Consider the following 20,694-nt stretch of genomic DNA (forward strand, 5'->3'; position numbering starts at 1 on the left):
GATGGATTTGGCAGGCCAGGCAGTGCAAATTGCTGCGGTGACCGACTTGCCCGACGGGCAGGCCTCTCCCCCCGTCATCGTCGCCGCGAACGACGCCTACACGGCGCGATTGCACACCAGCCTCGAAGCGGTCAGGCCGCTCTGGCTGCGCTTCCAGACGGATGGTGTCTGCACCGCCCACCAGCATTTCGCGTGGGTGGAGGGGATCGTGGCGCGGCTGATGCCGGCAGGCGCGGAGCCGCTCATCGTTGAAGTGAACAACGCGGTGACGGGCGCGCCCTTGATGTTGGTGCCGCTGATGCTGCGGCCAGCCTTCCACCATCGGGTGATCGAATGGCTGAGTTGTGGCGTCTGCGACTATTCGGCACCGCTGCTGGCTGATGCGAGCGGGTGGACCGCACAATCCGCGCAGGCCGCGTGGGCGGCGGTGCGTTCCGTGCTGCCGGCGGCGGACCGTGTCAACATCCTGGGAATTCCGCGGCGGATCGACGGCGTCGCCAATCCGCTGGCACTGCTCGCGGCGTCGCGCGATTCCCTCCAGACCACCTTCGGCCTGGCCATCGACGGCGAGCCGGAAACCGTCCTCAAGCGCCTGTGCAGGCCATCCTTCGTCAAGGAATTCGGCAAGGACTGGCGCCGGCTCGAACGGCTCGGCGGCGTGGAACTGGTCGAGGCCGCCACGCAGGCCGAAGTGGAGCAGATCTTCGGCGAACTGATCCGGATGCGGCTCAGCCGTTTTCGCGAGCTTGGCCGCTTCGACCTGCTGACGCAGGCGGCGGTTGTCGATTTCTACCGCAACGCCGCCCTGCAGGGTCTGTCGGACGGTTCGGTGCGGCTCTTCGGGCTGCGCGTTGGCGATGCCCTGATCGCTGTCCAATATGCGGTGGTCCATCAAGGGACTGTTCATGCTCTGCTGATAGCTATGGACCAGAGCGTGGTACCCAACGTCTCACCGGGCCTCTTGATCATGGGCCGGCTGATAGGCTGGGCGCGCGAGCGGCGGTTCGATTATTTCGACCTGTCGGTCGGCGACCAGAGCTACAAGGAGCGTATGGGCGCCAAGGCTTCGGTACTGGCCGAGCTTCGCCATGGGTTGACGGTGCGGGGCCGTGTCGCGAGCAGTGCCATCGAGCTCCGCAACCGGACCGAAGCCTTCGTGCGTTCCAACCCACGGCTGCGCACTGCGGCCCAGGGGATGATGCGGGGTTTGCGGCGTCTTCGTGGAGGATGACGAGGGCGGGCCTGAACGATAGGAGAACTACGTGGCAGGCCTGGCAATGCGAACAGAAGCGGTGGCTGATGCACCGGGTCAACCGGTTTCTCCTGATGTCGCCGCTTTGGGTGCCGTCGCGCACTATACGGCGCGGCTGCACACCAGCTTCGACACCGTAAAGCCCCTCTGGCTGCGCCTTGAGGAGACAGGCCTGTGCACCGGCCACCAGGGTTTTGCCTGGGTGGAAGGGATCGCCAAACGGCTGATGCCCGGAAAGGCGGAGCTGCTCGTCGTCGAGGTGAATGACGCCGCCACGGGTGCGCCGGTGATGCTGCTGCCGCTGATGCGCCGCCGGGCTCGGGGCCACACTGTGATCGAATGGCTGAGCGGCGGCGTGTGCGACTATTCGGCGCCACTGTTGGCCGATGCGAGACCGTGGACCAGGCAGAGTGCGGACGCCGCCTGGGCGGCGGTGTGCGCCGTGCTGCCGCCAACGGACCGCTTCCACATCGCGGGAATTCCGCGACAGATTCACGGCGTCGACAATCCGCTGGCGCTGCTTTCGGTGGCGCGCGACTCGATCCAGATTGCCTCGGGCCTGGCGCTCGATGGCGAGCCGGAGACGCTGATCAAGCGCATCTGCAAGTCGTCCTTCGCCAAGAATTTCCACAAGCACTGCCGCCGCTTCGAACAGTTGGGCAAGCTCGATCTGGTCGAAGCCGAGACGCCTGACGCGGTGGAGGAGCAGTTCGCCACGCTTTTGGAACTCAGGCTCAACCGTTTCCGCGAGCTCGGGCGCTTCGATCTCCTGACGCAGGCGCCGGTCGTCGAGTTCTACCGCAACGCCGCCCTGCAGGGCCTGTCCGACGGCTCGGTGCGGCTGTTCGGACTGCGTGCCGGTGAAGCCTATCTCGCCGTCATCTACGTGCTGGTCATGAAGGGCACCTTGCACGCGCTTCTGCTCGGGATCGACCAGGACGCGGTTCCCAACGTCTCGCCGGGCCTGACGACGATCGGCAAGCTGATGGTGTGGGCATGCGAGCAGGGGCTCGGTTATTTCGACCTGTCGGTCGGCAGCCAGGGATACAAGCAGCATATCGGCGCTTCGAGCGCGGTGCTGGCAGAGTTGTGCGAGGCGGTGACGCTGAAGGGCAGGGGCTCGACCGCCTACATCAAGCTGCGCGGCAAGACCGAGCTTTTCGTGCGCTCCAAGCCGGGGCTGTACAAGGCCGTGCAGGGCGTGATGCGGCGATTTCGGCGATTGAAGAACTGAGGCGTTCGCCCAGACAGATTGACAAGCTCCCGCCAAAGCCATCACGCTCCCGAAAGAGCAACGGCTTCTGGAGGCAATGATGGCAAGCCTGGTGGTGATGTACGGCACACCCAGCGACCCGGCGGCGTTCGATGCCTACTACCGCAAAAAACACATTCCGCTGGCCAAGACCATCCCGGGATTGCGGCGTTACGAAATTAACCGCGGCCCGGTGATGACCCCGGCGGGACCGGCGAAGGTCCATCTGATCGCCACCTTGCAGTTCGACGACTTGGCCGCCATCCAGAATGCATTTGCCAGCGCCGAGGGGCAGGCGGCCGCAGCCGATCTCCAGATCTTCGCGACGGGTGGCGCCGATATGCTGATCTTCGACAGCGAGGATGTCTGAGACGAAAGCCGCTCGGCGACGGCGTTCTCGCCGAGGCATTTCAACTGCCGCTTGACGGCGCTAGCGCTCCCGTCCGCGCACTGACACGCAAATGGCCTTTCGACGTTGCCGTCAAACCCGCCGCCGCAAGACGACGGGTTTTTCTGCCCTGAGGCCTGCCCGCGAATTAACGATTCACATCGCCTCGGAATCGAAAAGCAGCATCGTCACACGGTCGTCAGGCGCGTATTTGCGACGGTCGACGGCGCAGGCCTTGCCGATCTCGCTGGCAAAGGCCGCGCGCATGGCGTCCAGGCTGTCGAAATAGAGGGTCGCGACAATGTAGGGCGTCTCGCCTTGCAACATGTTCACGATCGGCTGTTTGCTGACATCGTAGCGCCGCAGCCCGGGAAGCTGTTTTGCGAGCGGCAGATGGATGTCGAAATAGTGCCGCTCGAAGGCCGCTGGATCGGCGGGGGTTTTGTAGATGACAAGCATCTTGGCCATGATGGTGCTCCTGTCGTTTGACGTGATCGCGCCTGGTCGGCGCCACACCAATGTCGTTCGCCGGGGGCGGATTTCGACAGGGGCGCGGGATTTTCGCAGGACCAACGGCATGACCCCGCGACCGAAAACATTCCGCGCATCGCCATACTGGCCGCTGGCGAGTGGCTGCATGGCGGCGCACTTGATCCAAGTCAAAGCGGATCGGCGTCGATGCTGTTACCTGAGCCACTGTCTTGGGAAGGACACAAGGCGGTGGGTGGTTCCAGATCGGCAAGCTGAAAACAGCTCCGGTCTGGACTGCCTGCAAGTTTTTGCCGGCCACGCGCCGTGCTCGCGCCCGAAATTGACAGGACAGCGTGTCTCCGTCATCCTTGAGCCCAGTCGCCTGATGTGTCAGGGCGACCGAGGGCAGCGTCATGTTCAGTCCCGTCACCGGCCAGAATGCCAAACGCGCCGCGGTGCGCAAGGCGCTCGACGCCCACAAGGTCTACATCACCGCGCAGAGCTTTTCGGACGGCGCCTACCGCGCACGCGTGCTGGTCGACGGCGAGGCCTACTGGGTGGATGAATTCCGGCTGAGCCAGCTGCAGCAGGGCCTGTCGCCGTCCGAGCTCGAGCTGACGCCGGCTGCCGACGATTGAGCGTGGTGAACTGCACCTGATGCATGCCGCTCCTTTCCTTTCGTCATCCCAGGGCGGAGCAGGAGCGAAGCGACGTCGCGGAGACCCTGGGATCCATGCCGTGACATCAAATCGCCGCTGCGGTCCAAATTCTGCCCGGCCGCACTCTACGGCTGCAGTCACGGCATGGATCCTCGGGTCAAGCCCGAGGATGACGACCGCGGGGTTGGCGGGCAGCGAAGGAACGACGCGGTTGCTGGCTGCCACGCGCTTCGGACGCTGACCCATGCCCGCTCCCTCCAAACTCAAAACCTATCGCGCCAAGCGCGAATTCTCCAAGACGCCGGAACCGGCGGGCGGTCTGATCAGCGGCGACGGCAACCGCTTCGTCATCCACAAGCACCACGCAACCGCCGACCACTACGATCTGCGCCTGCAGGTCGGCGACGTGCTGAAGAGCTGGGCGGTGCCGCGCGGGCCTTCGCTCAACCCGGCCGACAAGAGGCTGGCGGTCGAGACCGAGGACCATCCGCTCGAATATATCGACTTCGAGGGCGTCATTCCCGAGGGCGAGTATGGCGGCGGGCCGATGATCGTCTGGGACACCGGCACCTGGGCGCCGATGGACGATGTCGAGAAAAGCCTGCGCACCGGTGCCTTCAAGTTTCGCCTCGCTGGAGAAAAGCTCAATGGCGGCTGGATGCTGACCCGGCTGAAGCCCAAGCCCGGCGAGGACGAGAACAAGAAGAACTGGCTGCTGTTCAAGGAGCGCGACCTCGCCGCCGACACCGCGCTGAACATCCTCGAAGCGCGGCCGGAAAGCGTCAAATCCGGTCTGCGCATCGAGGAACTGGCGGCAGCCGCGAAACCGGTCGCGAAATCTGCACCCAAGCCGGGTTCCTTGAAACCCGGTACGCTGCCAGGCGCGGTGAAGGCGCCGGCGCTGAGCCGCATTGAACCGCAGCTGGCAACGCAGGTGCCCAAACCGCCGGGCGGTGAAAGCCCTGCCGAAAACACAAACGAGCTCTGGCTGCACGAGATCAAATTCGACGGCTACCGCACCATGGCGCATCTCAGCGACGGGCAGGTGCGGCTGATCACCCGTGGCGGCATCGACTGGACGAAGCGCTATGGCGACCTGCCGCATGCCTTCGCCAAATTGCCGTGCCGCGAGGCGATCATCGATGGCGAAATCATGGTGCTGGATGCCAAGGGCATCAGCCGCTTCGCGCTGTTGCAGGACGCGCTGGCCGAGGGCGCCGGCAGCAAGCTGCATTTCTATGCCTTCGACCTCCTGCATCTCGACGGCTGGGACCTGATGAAGGCGCCGCTCATCCGGCGCAAGGCGCTGCTGGCCGAACTGCTTGGCGGTCTCGGGGCGAATTCCGCCATCCAGTTCTCCGACCATGTCGAGGGCTCAGGGCAGGGGCTTTACGATCAGGCGACGGAACTCGGGCTCGAAGGCGTCGTCTCCAAGCGCGCCAGCGCCATCTACCAGAGCGGCCGCACCAAGAGCTGGACCAAGTGCAAGGCGCTGCAGAAGGACGATTTCGTCATCGCCGGCTACACGATCTCGCAAGCGGCGGAAGGGCTGGCCGCACTCGGCATGGCCGAGTGGGAGGACGGCGAACTGCACTATCGCGGCAAGGTCGGCACCGGCTTCGACCGCGAGACGGCGGAGGATTTGCTCGCCCGGCTGGAGCCGCTGACTTCAGGCGCGACGCCACCCGAAGGCGTGCCGCGCGAGATCATGCGCGAGATGCATTGGGTGAAGCCGCTGTTTTCGGCGCGCATCCACTATGCCAACCGCACGGCGGACAATTCGCTGCGCCATGGCGTGTTTCGCGGGCTCAGGGATGTCGGCCTGTCGACGCCCGTCTCGCCCAAACGCAAGCGGCTGATCTCGGAGGCCGATCTCGCCACCATCTGGGTGACCAATCCGGAGCGGCGGCTGTTCGGCAAGACGGGCCCGACCAAGCTCGACATCGCCGTCTACTACGCGCTGGTCGGCGATTTCATGCTGCCGCACATCCTTGGCCGCCCGGTGTCGCTGGTGCGCTGCCCGACCGGCCTGCCAAAGGACTGTTTCTTCCAGCGCCACGCCTTCACCGGCATGCCGCCGTCGGTGGTGACGTTCCAGGCGACCAACTCCGAGGGCGAGACCAAATCCTATCTCTCGGTCGAGGGGGCAAAAGGCTATCTGGCGCTGGCGCAGTTCGGCGTCGTCGAGTTCCACACCTGGGGCACGCACCGCTTGAGCCTCGACAAACCCGACCAGATCGTCTTCGACCTCGATCCGGGCGAGGGGATTTCCTGGCGCGAGGTGGTCGAAGCTGCTGTCCACATCAAGGGCGAGCTTGAGGGGTTGGGGCTGGTGCCATTCGCCAAGACTTCCGGCGGCAGCGGCATCCACATCACCGTGCCGGTGACGAAGAAGCAGAACTGGAAGAAGCTGCATCAGGCGACCAGCGCCATATCAACCCATCTGGCCGCAACCGCCCCCGACACATTCACCACCACCATGGGCAAGGACAACCGCAAGAAGCGCATCTTCATCGACTATCACCGCAACGCTCGCGGCCACACCTCCGCCGCGCCCTATTCGCTGCGGGCGCGGACCAATCTGCCGGCCTCGACGCCGGTGAGCTGGGCGGACCTGGAGGCGATCGATGCGCCGCAGGATCTGAATTATTCCTCGCTGCCGGGGCTGTTGGAGACGTCGGGCGATCCCTGGGCGGACATTGATGAGGCAGCCCGGGATTTGCCGGTGATATCCGTGAGGGGAAACGAGCGTTGAGTTGGATCTCTAGGATATGGGCTCCTCAGCTTCGTCATCCTAGGGCGAAGCAGGAGCGAAGCTCCGTCGCGAAGACCCTAGGATCCATGCCGTGACAGTTGTCGTAGAATGCATCGGTCCAGAATATTCACCGCGCTCTTTGTCAGTTATGGCTGACATATGACCGGCTATGTTTACATGACCGCGAGCCAGAAGCGTGGTACCATCTACATCGGCGTCACCAACGACCTCGGTCGTCGCATGCCCGAGCACAAGTCCGGCCAGGGCTCGGGTTTCACCAGTCGCTACGGCGTGCAACGCCTTGTCTGGTACGAGGAATATTTCGACGTCACCGACGCCATCCAGCGGGAGAAGTCGCTCAAACGCTGGCCACGCCAATGGAAGATCGAATTGATCGAGAAGGGCAACCCGGATTGGTTCGAACTCTTTCGCGGAACTGGATGGTGAGGAACTTTCGCTTCGTCATCCTCGGGCTTGACCCGAGGATCCATGCCGTGACGGTCGGTCAGGAACTCGGCGGATCAGAATTCTGGACCGTTGCGGCGCTTGAAGGTCACGGCATGGATCCTAGGGTCTGCGCGCGTCGCTTCGCTCCTTGCTTCGCCCTAGGATGACGAAGGGATGGGTGGGGCGGCCAATCGTCAGCATCGCCAAGTTATCGACGCTTAATAAAATTTGAATTATCCTCCACCTCCGACCTCTCCGGCAGCCTAAAAACATTTCGTCAGGGATTTGCCGGTATTGTGCTGGGTCGGTGTAGGATTTGCGCGGCCTCGTTCGTCCTTCGGACGAAAAGCGCTGCAGAGGGCATGATCCCGAGATCATGCTCAAGCTAAAATGTCAGTGCATGGCCGCGTAGGAGTGTATCATGGCGCCCAGGGCAAGTTGGAAGGGTTACCTCAAGCTCAGCCTCGTCAGCTGTCCGGTGCGGCTATACCCCGCAACGACGACCAGCGAGCGCATCTCGTTCAATCAGCTGCACAAGAAGACCCATAACCGCATCAACATGAAGCCGGTCGATCCCGAACTCGGGCTGGTCGAGCGCTCGGACCTGGTCAAGGGTTACGAGTACGAGGACAAGCAGTACATCATCATCGATGATGCCGACCTCGACGCGGTGCGCATCGAATCCAACCACACGATGAACATCGAGGCCTTCGTCGACGAGGGCGAGGTCGATGTCATCTACCAGGACGCGCCCTACTATCTGGCGCCCGATGGCGCGATGGCGGAAGAGACCTTTGCCGTGCTGCGCGAAGCCATGCGCAAATCCGGCAAGCTGGCGATCGCGCGGCTGGTGCTGTCCAGCCGCGAGCGGGTGGTGACAATCGGCGCGCGCGAGAACGGCATGTTCGTGTGCACGTTGAGGAACCCGAACGAAGTGCGTGGCACCGCTGAATATTTTGGCAACATCCCGGCCGGCAAGCCGGATCCGGAAATGCTCGAATTGGCGGAAGCGCTGATCAAGCAGAAGGAAACCACCTTCGACCCGAAGAACTACGAGGACCGCTACGAGATCGCGCTGATGGCGATGATCCGCGAGAAGCTCAAGGGCCACAAGCCGATCATCGCGGCCGCACCTGAGCGAGGCAATGTCATCAACCTGATGGATGCGCTGAAGGCGAGCCTGTCGCAGTCGAAGCCACCGGCCAAGTCGAAGAGCAAGACCGACGAAGTAGCGGCCAAGCCCGCCGCCAAGAAGGCGGCAGCGGGCGGTGCTGCTGAAAATCCGCTGAAGGCCAGTCTGTTGAAGGCGGTCGGCAAGAGCAAGAAATGACGGCACCGGCCGTTTCGGTTCCGGGGGCCGTCTTCGGCACGATCGGCGCGCTGGCGGCGTTTCCCCTACGGCTCGCCGCGCGGGAGGTCGAGCGCCAGCACGGCCAACTCAGGCGCGGCATCACCAGGCGCACAACCCATGTCGTGTTCGGCCGGACACTTCTCGCCAAGGCTGGATTGACGAAAAACGGCGATGCCGGGATCGAGCGCCGCGTCACCGCCGAGCGCGCCGCCGGGCGTGCGCTGCTCAGCGAGAACGGTTTTCTGCGCCTGCTCGGCCTGATGAAGGCGCCGGAGGCGTCGTCACTGTCCAGGCAATCGCTGATCGAGCAATCGCGGGTATCAGGCTCCGATCTTGATTTGTTGTCTCTCTTCGATGCCTTCGAGCATGACAGCGAACCCTATTCCTTCCGCGACCTGATCCTGGCGCGCAAATATGCCGGCCTGGTGGCCGGTGGCGCGACCTGGGGCGCGATCGCGCGCTCCGTGCACCGCTCCGGCCCGGTCGCCTCGCTCACCGCCAAATCGCTCAATGTCGGCTCGCAGCACGGCCGGCCCGACGCGATCTATCTCGAAGGCGGCCAGAGCGAACTCGACGGGCAGTTACTGTTCGACCTGGGTAGCGCGGCACAAGGCGACGACACGCTGGAAGAGTTGTTTGCCGAGGCCGAAGCAGCGGAGGAGGATGGCGACCATGACGGTGCTGCCGCGCTCTACCAGCGCTGCCTCGCCATCGACCCGAGCGACGCCATCGCCGCCTTCAACCGCGCCAACTGCCTGCGCGCCGGCGGCCACGCGGCGGATGCCGCGCATGACTATGCCAGGGCGATAAAACTCGACCCGGCCTTCGTCGAGGCCTGGTTCAACCTCGCCGGGCTGATGAGCGAGCAAGGCCGCGACACCTCGGCGCGAAGGCACCTGCAGAAGGCGATCGCGCTCGACCAGAGCTATGCCGATCCGGTGTTCAACCTGGCGCGGCTGGAGTTCGACGCCGGCAATCTGCTGGAGGCGCGGCGGCTATGGGTGCGGTATCTGGAACTCGACGCGGAGTCCGAATGGGCCGGGGTGGCGGCCAAGGGCGTGCAGTTCGTGGATATGCAGCTGGCGCGGACGGCGGGGTAAACGTCTTTCCTTCTCCTCTTGTGGGAGAAGGTGGATCGGCGCGTCAGCGCCGAGACGGATGAGGGGTGCGTGAAGGAATGAGAGGTTGACGAGCCTGTTGCTTGCCGAGGCGTCGATGAGTGTGCGCGCCAAGCTGGAACACACCTCATCCGACCGAGCTTCGCTCGGCCACCTTCTCCCACAAGGGGGGAAGGGGTCACCAACGCTGGAGTTTCCATGACCAGTTTCCTCTTCGACGGCTTCGACACCGCTCCCGTCACCATCCTGCTCGCGCATGGCGCCGGCGCATCGATGGATTCGCCCTCGATGACCGCCACCGCCAAGGCTCTGGCCGCCGCGGGCTTCCAAGTGGCGCGCTTCGAATTCCACTATATGGCGGCCCGCCGCTACGGCCAGCGCAAGCCGCCGCCGCGCGCCGAGACGGTGAACCCGGAATACGTCAAGGCGATCGCCGACTTGCGCGCCAGGGGCGTGACCGGGAAACTCATCATCGGCGGCAAGTCGATGGGCGGGCGCGTTGCCTCGATGGTCGCCGACGAGATGTTCGCCAAGGGCGAGATTTCGGGGCTGATCTGTCTCGGTTATCCCTTCCATCCGCCCGGCAAACCTGACCAGCTGCGCACCAAACATCTGACCGGGCTGAAGACGCCGACGCTGATTTTCCAAGGCACGCGCGACGAGTTCGGCACGAAGGACGAGGTGGCGGGGTACGGGCTGTCGGAGAGCATCGAGGTGATCTGGCTCGAGGATGGCGACCATGATTTGAAGCCGCGCAAAAGTGTGTCGGGGTTCTCGACTGCCGATCATTTGAGGACGCTGGCGGAGACGGTGAGGGGTTGGGCGGGGCGGTTCGCGTCCTGACCCGCCCATGAAACTCGCCACCTTCAACATCAACAACATCAACAGCCGCCTCGAAAACCTTCTGGTCTGGCTGGCGGCGGCAAAGCCCGATGTCGTCTGCCTGCAGGAGCTCAAGGCGCGCGACATGCAGTTTCCGCGGACCGCACTGGCCGACGCCGGCTACGGCGCGGTGTGGAAGGGCGAGCCGACCTGGAACGGTGTCGCCATCCTCGCGCGAGGATCCGAACCCGTCCTGACCCGGGATGCGCTGCCCGGCGACGATGCCGACCGGCAGAGCCGCTATATCGAGGCGGCGGTCAACGGCATCGTCATCGCTTGCCTCTATGCGCCGAACGGCAACCCGCAGCCGGGGCCGAAATTCCAGTACAAGCTTGCCTGGCACAAGCGGCTCGAAGCGCATGCCGCGCAGCTTCTCGACACCGGCCTGCCTGTCGTGCTGGCCGGCGACTACAACATCGTGCCCGAGCCGCGCGACATCTATGCCACCCGCTCCTATGACGACAACGCGCTGGTGCAACCGGAAAGCCGGGCCGCCTTCGCGGCCCTTCTCGAGCAAGGCTGGGTCGACGCGTTGCGAAAAGTCTATCCGAAGGAGACGCTCTACACTTTCTGGGATTACCGCCGGAACCGCTGGCCGCGCGATGCTGGCCTGCGGCTCGACCACATATTGCTGTCGAAGGCGCTCGCCCGCCGGCTGAAGGGGGCGGGTATCGACCGCGACGTGCGCGGGCAGGATGGCGCCAGCGATCATGCACCAGTGTGGGTGGAGTTGAAGTGAGGGGATGGAACACCGGTCTGTCTCGGCATCCAATCGAAGAAAACCAACCGGTACAACGGGTTTGAATAAAAGGCTGTTTGTCGGTTTTTGATCGTCAGAAGCAGCTTTTGAGAATCCCACCGGAGAGGGCGTCTAGTCCAATGCCCAGCAGCAAATCTGCGAAAATGCAATGATTCCCTAGAGTTGTTTAATACAATAGATTTGTTGGCAGCAATTATCAAGTTTATTGATCAATATCTTGACTGGCGTCATATTTTATTGCGATATTAGCATAGACTGAAAAGCATAGGCCGATCCCAGAGTTAAAATGCGGGACGATCGGCCATTCCGTTGATCTTGATCATGAAATGGTGCCGGGGGCCGCTGCATATGCGTGGCTCTGCACTTTTGCGCGCATATTTTCCGATGAGCGAAATGATTTGCGGAGGCAATCATGCAACCCAGTGCAGCCAAAAGTTCGTTCAGCCCACATGGTGGCGGCATCAGAGGCGCCGATGTCTCGCGTCGGTCATCCCTATTCGAAGGCCGCTTCGGCCGGATGTTCAGGGAGCTCGCCCCAGCGGTTCATTCCCAGAGCGCGCTTCTAGCGCTGGGGGACGCGATGACGGCCGACCCCGAGAAAACCGCGGACAACAAGCCCATGGCCGCGGCGGAGACAATCAAGCATATTCAGGACGATGAAGAAAATACCGGCATCGCGGCCGGATATACCTATCTCGGCCAGTTCATCGACCACGACATCACTTTCGACCCTTCATCCTTGCTGATGCAGATGAACGATCCGGACAGCCTGGTGGATTACAGGACGCCCCGCCTCGACCTGGACAGCGTCTACGGCCGTGGGCCGGCAGACCAGCCCTATATGTATATCGACGGCAAGTTTCGACTGGGGAAGCAGCTGCTTGAGCTTAACAAGGCTTCGCCGTCGCGTGATCTCCCGCGCTACCGCGATCCGGAAAATCCTGGTTCCGCGGCGCGTGCGCTGATTGGGGACAAGCGCAACGATGAGAACGTCATCGTCTCCCAGTTACACGGCATATTCATGCGGTTGCACAACCGGCTGATGGACGAGCCAAAACTGAAAGGAGCCACCTTCGATGAAGTCCAGCGCATGGTGCGTTGGCACTATCAGTATGTGGTTCTCAACGACTTCCTGCCGCGCATCTGTGGTGCTGGGTTGATCGACGAAATACTCCCCCACCGCCGGTCCGTTGCCAGTGCCGCCGAAAAGAAGCCCAAGCTTCAGTTCTTCCATTGGCGCAACATGCCCTACATGCCATTGGAATTCTCGGTCGCCGGCTACCGGTTTGGCCATTCGATGGTGAGGCCGATCTATCGGCTGAATACCGAGCTGAATGGGGGCGACGATCCGTTGTCGGCGACACCTGACGAGAAGGCTCGCGGACTTGCCGGCCGCTTCTTCATATTTGCCGGCGTCGCCAGCAGAGGCTTGAACGGTTTCAACGAATTTCCAACCCAATGGGCCATCGACTGGAGCTTGTTCTTCGACATCGACGGCTCAGGCAAGAAGGGCGGCAAGCATCGGGCTCAGCCGGCGTACAAGATCGACACGTCGCTGGTGAACCCGCTTGGGTTCCTTCCGGAGTTTTCAAAGACGGTGCCGGCTTCACCGCCGCTCACGCTCGCACAACTGCAAGCCCAGCCGATCGACCCGAAGAACGACCCGGCCAATCTCGCGGCCCGCAATCTGCTTCGCGGCCTCGCCTTGCGTATGCCAAGCGGCCAGAGCGTGGCGCGGGCGATGGGTGTGCCGGTTATTCCCGATGCCGATCTGAAGATAGGAAAAGCCGTCCTCGACGACATGAAAACTGCCAGGAGCGTAGTCGATATCGATGGGGAATTCGCTGACAATGCGCCGCTTTGGTACTATGTGCTGGCGGAAGCGCAGCACGACTGGTTCAAGCGCGCGTCGAAAAAGGGCAGCAAGGGCGACGAAGAGCCGGTCCATCTGGGCCCGGTTGGAGGTCGTATCGTTGCGGAAACGCTGGTCGGCCTGGTCTATGGAGACGGTCATTCGTATCTGATCCAGGACCCGAACTGGGAACCGCCTATCGGAGGCAGGTCCCTGACCATGGGCCATCTGATAAAATATGCGCTTGGTGGCTGATCCGGCCCGGTCGGACATGTGAGAAAGTTACCGGTCACGGACCAGGTCACCGCACCGCCCAGGCCGGGTACGTAATGGCGCTGGCGATGCCTTGATGTCTATGCCACCAAATCGCCCGCGCCATCTGTGCAGCGGCTGTATCGCAAGCTAGGCTGCGACAAAGCAATCGCGCAGCCAGATTATCCATGAACGCCGTTCTCAATAGCGACCGTCGATCACTATCGAGACTCTCCCGCCATGCATGATTTCGGCCTCGTCGAAATCCTGTTGGCGGCCGTCGTCATCCTTGTGGTCGCGGCATGCGTCGTCTGGCTGTTGCGCAAGGCGCGTGTTCGGCGTCGCGCCAGGCGACGGGCGGATCCGGCCAACGATTATGCGGTGCGTACCGACTGGGAGCGCAGCACCGGCACGGTCAACTACTCGTCCTTCGTCTATTTCGATATCGACCGCGACGGGACGTATGGAGTGGGCGACCGGCCGATGGCCGGCGTCATGGTGCGGCTGTTCGATGGGCAGTGCGGCTTCGTCGCTTCGACCAGGACAAACAATGGCGGCTTTGCCAATTTCGCCATGTCGACGTCTTCGGCCAATGCCATGATCCGCACGCCCGGCACCTACCGGTTCGCGATTTCAATGCCGCCGGGCTGGCGCTCGCCCAGCGCCAACGAGACGCAATCGCAGGAGTTCTGGCTGGCGCCCGGCTCACCCGCCGGGCTGGTGTCGCAGGACCTGCCCCAGCCGGTCGGCCTGGCGCCGGCGCGCAGCCTGGCCGGCAAGATGACAGCAGGCGGCACGGCGACACTGTCGGTGATGGCGGACGGGCAGGTGCTGGAGAGCCGGGCGCTGGCGCCTGGTTTACCCTTCCGGCTCGACCTTGCCGGCGAGGCCGACATGGTGGTGATCGCCGGCGGCGGGCTTGACCGGCAACTTGCGCTTTCGCCCTATCCGACCGATCTCGGGCTGTTGTCGTCGCATACACTGCCGAACGAGGCCTCGCTGCGGACGGTCGGCTTCGACGACGTCACCGGGCGTGGCTTCCGCAAGATCCCGTGCGGGCATGCCGGGCTGCAATGGCACAACCTCAACGCCATGGCGCAGGACCACACCAAGGGCAGCGAAGGCTACGTCAACGGCAATGTCTCGGGCGATCACGTCGCCTATACCAGCAGCGGCTACCCGGCCGAGTTCAGCCGCGAAACCCCGTTCGGGTTCCACTCGGTGCTGCTGAGCGCCGCGTGGCTGAAGTCGGAAGGGGAGATCGCGCTGATCGAGTGTTGGCTGGGCGAGCAATTGGTCGCCAGCGATCAACTGACGCTGTCGGCACTGACGCCGCTGCACTACGCCCCGATGCTCAAAGCAGTAACCCGTGTCCGTCTTTCGACGAAACACTCTTGGCAAATGGTGCTGGACGACCTGATGCTGACGGGCTGACTTATTGCGGTATCGGAGGATTCGAGGTCACGACCGGGCCGTTGGTCGCAGCCGTGATCGATTTCAGATTGCCCTTCTTGATCAGAGCGGGCCGCTCATAAATCTTCTTCATAGTTTTGTCTCCCGATAATATTGCAGCAATAAAATCATAGGCATACGGAAATCACCCTAGGGGCCCAGAAATCACAACGCCGCCATTAGGCGTGGCCGTGACCAACTTCAGGTTGCCTTTCTTGACCAGAGCAGGCCGCTCATAGAGCTTCTTCATAGTCTGGACTCTCCAGAATATCCCCGGGCCAGAATATCCCGGGGAAGTCTGCCATATTGTCGGCCACTGTCAATCATGCCCGTCTGTATGGCTTGTTGTGAGCGCGGGGCTGCCGGCAGAGCCGACGACAGTATCGTGAGTCCACGGATGATATCCCCGAACCAAGGCGCCTATTTCCCGCTCCACAAATGGCTTGCCTTTTGCACCATGTGCGCCATTCGGCCCCGCTGTCCCAGCCTGCTGTTGGCCGCTGCGATCAAATCGGATCCACGCTTCTTCTCGACGGGTTTGCCATCCCAATCGACGATAAGGATATCGATGTGACCGGCCGGTCTATGGCCTGCGGGAAGCTGGTAGGTTGCCTCGATATGCTGCCATACGGCCAGCAGATTGGGCGGCCTGTAATGGTGCCCACATCGGTCGGTCAACACCATCTGGCCGAGGCGCTCGATCGCCGAAACATGGACCATTTCCGCGATCGGGTCGGCATGGCGATCGCGGCACACCTCCTGTTGCCAGAACCGAAGAGCCGTCACCGGTTTGTTGGCAATCGACCGGAAGGCGGGCCTGAAGATCTTGTAGGCCAGCGTTCTTGAATCGTGTTGCGTTGCCAGCGCGGAAGCGCGCGGCACCTCTTTCCAATGATGCTTCTCGTCAATCGGAAAATCCTTATAGAAAAACTTCAGCCGCCTAATCATCCAGTCGAGCGTGATGTCATCCAGCGCGTTGGGAAAGTCCGTGCTTCTAAGTTCCTCGGGAATGTAGCTGCCGCCGATGTCGGAATGGCTGCCGACGAACCAGACCTGTTCTGTAGTGGTTGCGTATTGCTTGAACTGCGGCTTGCGCCAGATCGTGGCCTGGAAGGGCTGCCTGTGTTCATCGAGGGCGATGGCGTGCAGGTTGAGATTGGTTATCGAGGCCAGGTTGACGTCGTGAAATGCGTAACGGTCGCGATTTGCTCTCCAGAAGGGTTCGAGCGGCACGCCGAGCGCGCCGACGGTTTCGAACACCGCGGTGCATTCGACCCTGAACTTTTTCACGTCGTGGGTGTAGCTCTGCAACGCCATCCAGGCGCCAGGCTGCCGGTCGTTGGGCGCGGTCCGGTAGAAGCCCCACGCCTTGGCCTCGAGTTCATCGGTGCAGTATTGGGTCTTCAGCAATCCCGCGGCCGCTAGATATCCGACCAGCGAACGCGCGGTGTAGGCGCCCCGGGAAAATCCAAAGACGAAGATCTCGTCGTCGGGCTTGTAATGATAGGACAGGAATTTGTAGGCGCGCCTTACGTTCTCGCCCAACCCTTCGCCGAAGACACCGCCGCGAAAGCGGTCCATGGCCCCCGTGCCGACCCCGCGCTCATAAAAGACGATGTTTTCGCGGCCGTCCGCCGAGAAACTTTTGACCAATTCCTGGCCCGAATGACTGGCTTTGGCGGGTGCGACATGTGGGACTGTGGTTTTGGTTCCCAATGTCCTGGCGATGATGTCTCGCAGGCGCACGATGTTGGTGTCTGCCGGCCCGACATCGGCGTCGTTCCAGGTCCCGTCCAGAAGCACAATGATGCGCCGAGGCTTCGGGGTCCCAGATATTGATTGGGGCGCAAGACCAGCGTTGGGCACCATGCACTTCCCGATTCTGTGAGGTTGCTACTCAAAGGGTCAAGAATTGGCCGCCCAGAAGCCAAGCAGGCCCGCTTTGTCGCCATTGTAGAAGTCGCGGTCAGACCGGCCAATCCCGCGAACAGTGTGCGGTTCGGGGCCAAAGGCGCCATCTGTGTATTGCCAGAGCGTCCAGCTTTGCCAGTTCGGCGGAACAACCGGGGTCGGCCCGTATTGCGCCAGCCAGAACCAGCATTGTGAAAGGATCGTGTCGGAGCCTGTGCCCAGCAATTGCTTGATGTAGTGGCCGGAATAGAAGCCCGGAAACCGCCCTGTCTTTTCACGGATATGAGTGACGAAGGCGCGCGCCTCCTCAAGGGTCATGCTCGGTCCAGTGGGGTTTGGCTCGAAATCCAGAACCAGCAGCACCTGGTTCGGATTTCCTACGGTGTTGAGGAAGTTTTCGGCTTGTCTTACGCCGTCGCTGCCGGTTCCGAAATGGTAAGCGCCCCAGAGGAGGTTAGCCGAAGCTGCTCGACCACGATTTCTTGTATAAGTGGGATCAACACCTTGCTGACCTTGCGTTGCTTTTTGGATGACGCCAACGATGCCGTCAGCGGCAGCATTGACGAGATTGACATTCCCATTGTGATGAGAAATATCGACCACACCATTAAAGTTCGGCATAATTGTCCCCCCGCATCTCAATATAATGATAGTCTAATTTAGGATTGCCGACAAGAGATGTTTCTGTATTGCTGCGGGCGGGACGGCCTTGCGGTGAAGGCTTCTGGTGCGGCTGGCGTGTCGTATGCTTGCCGCCTGTGCCGATTGCCGGGTCGGCGGCACTTTGCGGCACGCCTTTTCCGCTGGTAGTCTCAGGACCATGCGGCGCGACAAGGCTCGCGCGCCGTGCGAGACGGGTAGCGCATGCAGCCCGAGCGGGGCGTCAATGAACAAGTGGGCTGACAGGCTGTTTGCGGTTCTGCTTCTGGCAGCCGCGCTGGCCTGCCTGGCGCGCATCTACCTGCTGCTGAGCGGCGGGACTTTCGTTTGGAGCGGCGCGCCGCATGCATGGCGGGATCCCACCTCCTTGCGATTGGCCGCGTTGCTGGTGGCGGCACTTGCCTGCCTGCTAGGGGCCTTGCTGTTCTGGGCGGGACTGTTGCCGGGGCGCCCTGCGCACCTGGCCGGGGCGCCGGTGTTCGGCCGCGCGGCCGAAGTGCAGGAGACCGGCAGGCCCGGCCTGCGCAAGATTTTCTTCGTCTTGCCGTTGATCGTGCTGGCGGCGCTGGCCGTCGATCGGTTCAGCCCGTGGGGCGGCGGCGGGATTGCCAGCCAGCCAAACGAGCCCAAGGCAGCCGAACCCAAGGGCGGCGAGCCCAAGCCCGATGAACCGAAACTTGCCGAACCCAAACCCGCTGAGCCGAAGAACCAGGATGTCGCCAGCGCGCCGCCGGCTCCGGAGCCGGCACCTGCGCCAGCCCCGCCACCGCTAGCCGCAAATCCGCCGCCGGCACCCGTGCCGCCAGCACTGCCCGTGGCCGTATCTCCGCCAGCGCCCGTTGCCCCGCCGGAGGTCGCGGTCATCCCGCCGCCCACCGTGGCGCCATTGCCGCCACCGCCGCCGGCAGCGCCGACGCAGCCCGACGGCCATCGCGACGCGGTCGTCTGGCTGTCGGTGGCGCCGGACGGCCGGACGATCATGAGCGCCAGCACGGATCGTGTGATCAAGCTGTGGGACATTGGGGGCAAGCACCTGATCCGCAATCTCGGCGTCCACAAGGACATGGCGCGCACCGCGCTCTACATGCCCGACGGCGTCAGCGCGCTGACGGGCGGCGACGACGGCGAGATCGTGCTGCGCAAGCTTGCCGATGGTGCCGTGCTACATGTCTTCCAGGCCGGCCAGAATGGCGGCGTCAACAAGCTCGCCATCAGCCTGGACGGAAAGCGCGCCGTCAGCGGGCACGACACCGGCAATGTCATCGTCTGGGACCTCGTCAACAATTCCGTGCTGCATGTGCTGACCGGACACGACTGGTCGATCAGCGCGGTCGCCGTCTCGCCGGACGGCAAGCAGGCGCTGAGCGGCAGCATCGACGGCACGCTGAAACTCTGGGACATCGAAAGCGGCAAGCAATTGCGCAGCTGGCACGGCCACGAGCAGGGCACCTATGGCGCCGTTTTCACCGCCGACGGGCACCATCTGGTCACCGGCAGTGGCGACCTGACGATCAAGGTCTGGGATCTCGACAGCGGCCGCGAGGTGAAGCGCTTCGAGGGCCATGAAGGCACGGTCTATACGCTGGCGCTGTCGGCCGACGGCAAGCGCCTGCTGTCCGGCTCGCTCGACGGCACGGCGCGGCTGTGGGACATCGAAACCGGCAACCAGATCGCCCTGTTCGACAGCCAGACCGGCCCGATCTACGCGGTGGCCTTCGCCCCCGACGGCACGGTTCTGACCGGCGGCTACGACCGCACCATCAGGGACTGGCCGGCCAGCGGCGGCGATGGCGTGGTGCTGTTTGCCGGCGCGCCGGGGTGAGGGCTGAAATTAGCTGGAGCGTCAACTGACGATCCATTGTCGAGCAGAGCCGGTTTATGGCTTCACGTGTCGATGGGTTAGAGGCGAAGCAATATCGCGCGCGCCTCGGTGTCGACTTCCTCTCGTCGGTCATCTTCGCTCGGATAATCCGCCAGTCGGCGCAAATCCTGTTCGAGGCCGCGAAGAACGTCGATTGGCAATCTCTGCAAGATCAAACCGATGCAATGCCACTTTTGAGTCCCATCCGTTCCCTGAAGGATTTGTGAGATCGGATCAATCAGCGGTCGCCCCAGAGTGACAAGATAGTCGGCGAGGGGTCTGGCTACCGGCCAATTGCTATCGGCAGTCCAATCAAGCAATTCGTTCAAAATCGGTGCAATCGCGGGATAGCCTGCTTTGATTATCAAAGGGATTGAGTCGAGATCGCGCTTGTTGCGCGGCAGGAGGCTCTGCAGATCAATCATACAGCTCGCTTTCTCCATCAATGTTTCGTTGAAGAATACCAGAAGGTTGCTGTCAATGACGGCACGCATGCCGGCCTTTCCAGCAGGCGAACGCCGAGACAGCCGGCACCTTCCACTAACGCCAGGTCCGCCATTCCCGTCCTTGACCCTCCCTCCGCCCAGGCTATGTTCGCGCCATGTCAGCACCCAGCCTCACTGCCAAAGCGCCGCTCATCGTCATCGATCTCCAGACCGGCATGTTCGACGGCGTGCATGAGCCGCCGATCCATGATGCGTCTGCCATTGTCGAGCGCGCCCGGGCGGTGATCGACTGGGCAAGGCGCGGTGGGCGCAAGGTCGCTTTCATCAGGCACGATGGACCCGAGGGCGATCCGTTGGCGCCGGGTGAGCCGGGCTGGCCAGTCTGGCCAGCACTTGGCCAAGCCGACGATGAACCGACCTTCGCCAAGTCCGTACGCGATGCTTTCAGCAATCCGGCCTTCGGCGACTGGGTGGCCGGGCAGGGCGCGGGTGCTGTGGTGATCCTCGGCGCGCAGACCGATTTTTGCGTCGCGGCGACTGTCAAGGCCGCGATCGCCAGGGGGCTCGGCGTCACCGTGGTTGCCGATGCCCACAGCACCCTGGACAGCGCCAGCGAGAGCGCTGAGCAGATCATCGCCCGGCACAATGGCGAATTCACCAAGGCCGGTGTCAATCTGGTGACGACGAAGGCGCTGGTTGGCGGCTGAAGCGGCAGCAAGTCACGACAGCCCGGCTTGCCGGACGGATCACAATGCCAAGCTCCTGCCATGGTCGACGCGGGCGGGGGGGCGCATTGTTGGGATGGCTGGGCGCCCGCGTCAACCAGGGCGGCTCGTACCGCCGCGATAGCACAATGGCACATTGCGGGGCCGCCGAAACTTCCGTGAAAGCGGAATAGGCAAGAGCCGCGGTGCGGATTCGCGCT

At 62.8% G+C, this 20,694-nt stretch carries 19 protein-coding genes; 14 read left to right on the plus strand and 5 right to left on the minus strand.

Annotation, left to right across the window (positions count from 1 at the left end; all coding sequences use genetic code 11):
• Window position 1: 1 nt before the first annotated feature.
• From AC04SF_RS07225 to AC04SF_RS07235, 3 genes are all read left to right on the plus strand, one after another.
• The gene (locus AC04SF_RS07225) at window positions 2-1,231 is read left to right on the plus strand and encodes a GNAT family N-acetyltransferase (RefSeq protein ID WP_488477156.1); all 1,230 of its coding nucleotides are present in this window, start codon (window positions 2-4) and stop codon (window positions 1,229-1,231) included.
• Window positions 1,232-1,262: 31 nt separating this feature from the next.
• The gene (locus AC04SF_RS07230; RefSeq protein WP_488477157.1) at window positions 1,263-2,486 is read left to right on the plus strand and encodes a GNAT family N-acetyltransferase; all 1,224 of its coding nucleotides are present in this window, start codon (window positions 1,263-1,265) and stop codon (window positions 2,484-2,486) included.
• Window positions 2,487-2,565: 79 nt separating this feature from the next.
• On the plus strand, window positions 2,566-2,874 hold the full coding sequence (locus AC04SF_RS07235; RefSeq protein ID WP_488477158.1) for an EthD family reductase: 309 nt from the start codon (window positions 2,566-2,568) through the stop codon (window positions 2,872-2,874).
• Between the two features lie 174 nt (window positions 2,875-3,048).
• On the opposite strand, the gene AC04SF_RS07240 is transcribed toward AC04SF_RS07235, so the two are convergent.
• The gene (locus tag AC04SF_RS07240; RefSeq protein ID WP_488477159.1) at window positions 3,049-3,360 is read right to left on the minus strand and encodes an EthD family reductase; all 312 of its coding nucleotides are present in this window, start codon (window positions 3,358-3,360) and stop codon (window positions 3,049-3,051) included.
• Between the two features lie 416 nt (window positions 3,361-3,776).
• Between AC04SF_RS07240 and AC04SF_RS07245 the strand changes: the two genes are divergently transcribed.
• From AC04SF_RS07245 to AC04SF_RS07285, 9 genes are all read left to right on the plus strand, one after another.
• A complete protein-coding gene (locus tag AC04SF_RS07245) occupies window positions 3,777-4,001 on the plus strand; it encodes a hypothetical protein (protein ID WP_488477160.1) in 225 nt (74 codons plus the stop codon).
• A 265-nt stretch (window positions 4,002-4,266) separates the two neighbouring features.
• Window positions 4,267-6,777, plus strand: coding sequence for a DNA ligase D (gene ligD, locus AC04SF_RS07250; protein ID WP_488477161.1), 2,511 nt, complete (start codon window positions 4,267-4,269; stop codon window positions 6,775-6,777).
• Window positions 6,778-6,936: 159 nt separating this feature from the next.
• Window positions 6,937-7,224, plus strand: coding sequence for a GIY-YIG nuclease family protein (locus AC04SF_RS07255; RefSeq protein WP_488477162.1), 288 nt, complete (start codon window positions 6,937-6,939; stop codon window positions 7,222-7,224).
• A gap of 421 nt (window positions 7,225-7,645) precedes the next feature.
• Window positions 7,646-8,554 (plus strand): non-homologous end joining protein Ku, encoded by a 909-nt coding sequence (gene ku, locus AC04SF_RS07260; RefSeq protein ID WP_488477163.1) that lies wholly within the window; start codon window positions 7,646-7,648, stop codon window positions 8,552-8,554.
• Window positions 8,551-9,675: a tetratricopeptide repeat protein gene (locus tag AC04SF_RS07265; protein WP_488477164.1), complete on the plus strand. Its 1,125-nt coding sequence runs from the start codon at window positions 8,551-8,553 to the stop codon at window positions 9,673-9,675. The genes ku and AC04SF_RS07265 overlap by 4 nt, the downstream gene beginning before the upstream one ends.
• A 216-nt stretch (window positions 9,676-9,891) precedes the next feature.
• Window positions 9,892-10,536 carry an alpha/beta hydrolase family protein gene (locus AC04SF_RS07270; RefSeq protein WP_488477165.1) on the plus strand — a complete coding sequence of 215 codons (645 nt, stop codon included), beginning with the start codon at window positions 9,892-9,894 and terminating at the stop codon, window positions 10,534-10,536.
• A gap of 7 nt (window positions 10,537-10,543) precedes the next feature.
• Window positions 10,544-11,314 carry an exodeoxyribonuclease III gene (gene xth / locus AC04SF_RS07275; RefSeq protein ID WP_488477166.1) on the plus strand — a complete coding sequence of 257 codons (771 nt, stop codon included), beginning with the start codon at window positions 10,544-10,546 and terminating at the stop codon, window positions 11,312-11,314.
• A gap of 433 nt (window positions 11,315-11,747) precedes the next feature.
• Window positions 11,748-13,442 (plus strand): peroxidase family protein, encoded by a 1,695-nt coding sequence (locus AC04SF_RS07280; protein ID WP_488477167.1) that lies wholly within the window; start codon window positions 11,748-11,750, stop codon window positions 13,440-13,442.
• 237 nt (window positions 13,443-13,679) lie between these two features.
• Complete coding sequence (locus tag AC04SF_RS07285) at window positions 13,680-14,873, plus strand: hypothetical protein (protein ID WP_488477168.1); 1,194 nt, start codon at window positions 13,680-13,682, stop codon at window positions 14,871-14,873.
• Between the two features lies 1 nt (window position 14,874).
• Here AC04SF_RS07285 and AC04SF_RS07290 read toward each other — a convergent pair whose 3' ends face one another.
• From AC04SF_RS07290 to AC04SF_RS07300, 3 genes are all read right to left on the minus strand, one after another.
• Complete coding sequence (locus tag AC04SF_RS07290; RefSeq protein WP_192021935.1) at window positions 14,875-14,985, minus strand: putative RiPP precursor; 111 nt, start codon at window positions 14,983-14,985, stop codon at window positions 14,875-14,877.
• A gap of 326 nt (window positions 14,986-15,311) precedes the next feature.
• Window positions 15,312-16,694: a phospholipase effector Tle1 domain-containing protein gene (locus AC04SF_RS07295; RefSeq protein ID WP_488477169.1), complete on the minus strand. Its 1,383-nt coding sequence runs from the start codon at window positions 16,692-16,694 to the stop codon at window positions 15,312-15,314.
• 102 nt (window positions 16,695-16,796) lie between these two features.
• Complete coding sequence (locus AC04SF_RS07300; protein WP_488477170.1) at window positions 16,797-17,423, minus strand: glycoside hydrolase family 25 protein; 627 nt, start codon at window positions 17,421-17,423, stop codon at window positions 16,797-16,799.
• Window positions 17,424-17,688: 265 nt separating this feature from the next.
• On the opposite strand from AC04SF_RS07300, the gene AC04SF_RS07305 reads away from it, so the two are divergent.
• Window positions 17,689-19,284, plus strand: a complete 1,596-nt coding sequence (locus tag AC04SF_RS07305) for a WD40 repeat domain-containing protein (RefSeq protein ID WP_488477171.1) — start codon at window positions 17,689-17,691, stop codon at window positions 19,282-19,284.
• A 77-nt stretch (window positions 19,285-19,361) separates the two neighbouring features.
• On the opposite strand, the gene AC04SF_RS07310 is transcribed toward AC04SF_RS07305, so the two are convergent.
• Complete coding sequence (locus tag AC04SF_RS07310; RefSeq protein WP_488477172.1) at window positions 19,362-19,817, minus strand: DUF5071 domain-containing protein; 456 nt, start codon at window positions 19,815-19,817, stop codon at window positions 19,362-19,364.
• A 107-nt stretch (window positions 19,818-19,924) separates the two neighbouring features.
• On the opposite strand from AC04SF_RS07310, the gene AC04SF_RS07315 reads away from it, so the two are divergent.
• On the plus strand, window positions 19,925-20,476 hold the full coding sequence (locus AC04SF_RS07315; protein ID WP_488477173.1) for an isochorismatase family protein: 552 nt from the start codon (window positions 19,925-19,927) through the stop codon (window positions 20,474-20,476).
• The last annotated feature ends 218 nt before the right edge of the window (window positions 20,477-20,694 follow it).

The organism is Mesorhizobium sp. CNPSo 4671 (assembly GCF_057784245.1).

Coding starts and splice junctions, on each gene's coding strand:
- AC04SF_RS07315 (WP_488477173.1), top strand. CDS start 19,925: ATGTCAGCACCCAGCCTCACTGCCAAAGCGCCGCTCATCGTCATCGAT.
- AC04SF_RS07280 (WP_488477167.1), top strand. CDS start 11,748: ATGCAACCCAGTGCAGCCAAAAGTTCGTTCAGCCCACATGGTGGCGGC.
- AC04SF_RS07235 (WP_488477158.1), top strand. CDS start 2,566: ATGGCAAGCCTGGTGGTGATGTACGGCACACCCAGCGACCCGGCGGCG.
- AC04SF_RS07265 (WP_488477164.1), top strand. CDS start 8,551: ATGACGGCACCGGCCGTTTCGGTTCCGGGGGCCGTCTTCGGCACGATC.
- xth (WP_488477166.1), top strand. CDS start 10,544: ATGAAACTCGCCACCTTCAACATCAACAACATCAACAGCCGCCTCGAA.
- AC04SF_RS07270 (WP_488477165.1), top strand. CDS start 9,892: ATGACCAGTTTCCTCTTCGACGGCTTCGACACCGCTCCCGTCACCATC.
- AC04SF_RS07245 (WP_488477160.1), top strand. CDS start 3,777: ATGTTCAGTCCCGTCACCGGCCAGAATGCCAAACGCGCCGCGGTGCGC.
- AC04SF_RS07240 (WP_488477159.1), bottom strand. CDS start 3,360: ATGGCCAAGATGCTTGTCATCTACAAAACCCCCGCCGATCCAGCGGCC.
- AC04SF_RS07300 (WP_488477170.1), bottom strand. CDS start 17,423: ATGCCGAACTTTAATGGTGTGGTCGATATTTCTCATCACAATGGGAAT.
- ligD (WP_488477161.1), top strand. CDS start 4,267: ATGCCCGCTCCCTCCAAACTCAAAACCTATCGCGCCAAGCGCGAATTC.
- AC04SF_RS07290 (WP_192021935.1), bottom strand. CDS start 14,985: ATGAAGAAGATTTATGAGCGGCCCGCTCTGATCAAGAAGGGCAATCTG.
- AC04SF_RS07255 (WP_488477162.1), top strand. CDS start 6,937: ATGACCGGCTATGTTTACATGACCGCGAGCCAGAAGCGTGGTACCATC.
- ku (WP_488477163.1), top strand. CDS start 7,646: ATGGCGCCCAGGGCAAGTTGGAAGGGTTACCTCAAGCTCAGCCTCGTC.
- AC04SF_RS07285 (WP_488477168.1), top strand. CDS start 13,680: ATGCATGATTTCGGCCTCGTCGAAATCCTGTTGGCGGCCGTCGTCATC.
- AC04SF_RS07310 (WP_488477172.1), bottom strand. CDS start 19,817: ATGCGTGCCGTCATTGACAGCAACCTTCTGGTATTCTTCAACGAAACA.
- AC04SF_RS07305 (WP_488477171.1), top strand. CDS start 17,689: ATGAACAAGTGGGCTGACAGGCTGTTTGCGGTTCTGCTTCTGGCAGCC.
- AC04SF_RS07225 (WP_488477156.1), top strand. CDS start 2: ATGGATTTGGCAGGCCAGGCAGTGCAAATTGCTGCGGTGACCGACTTG.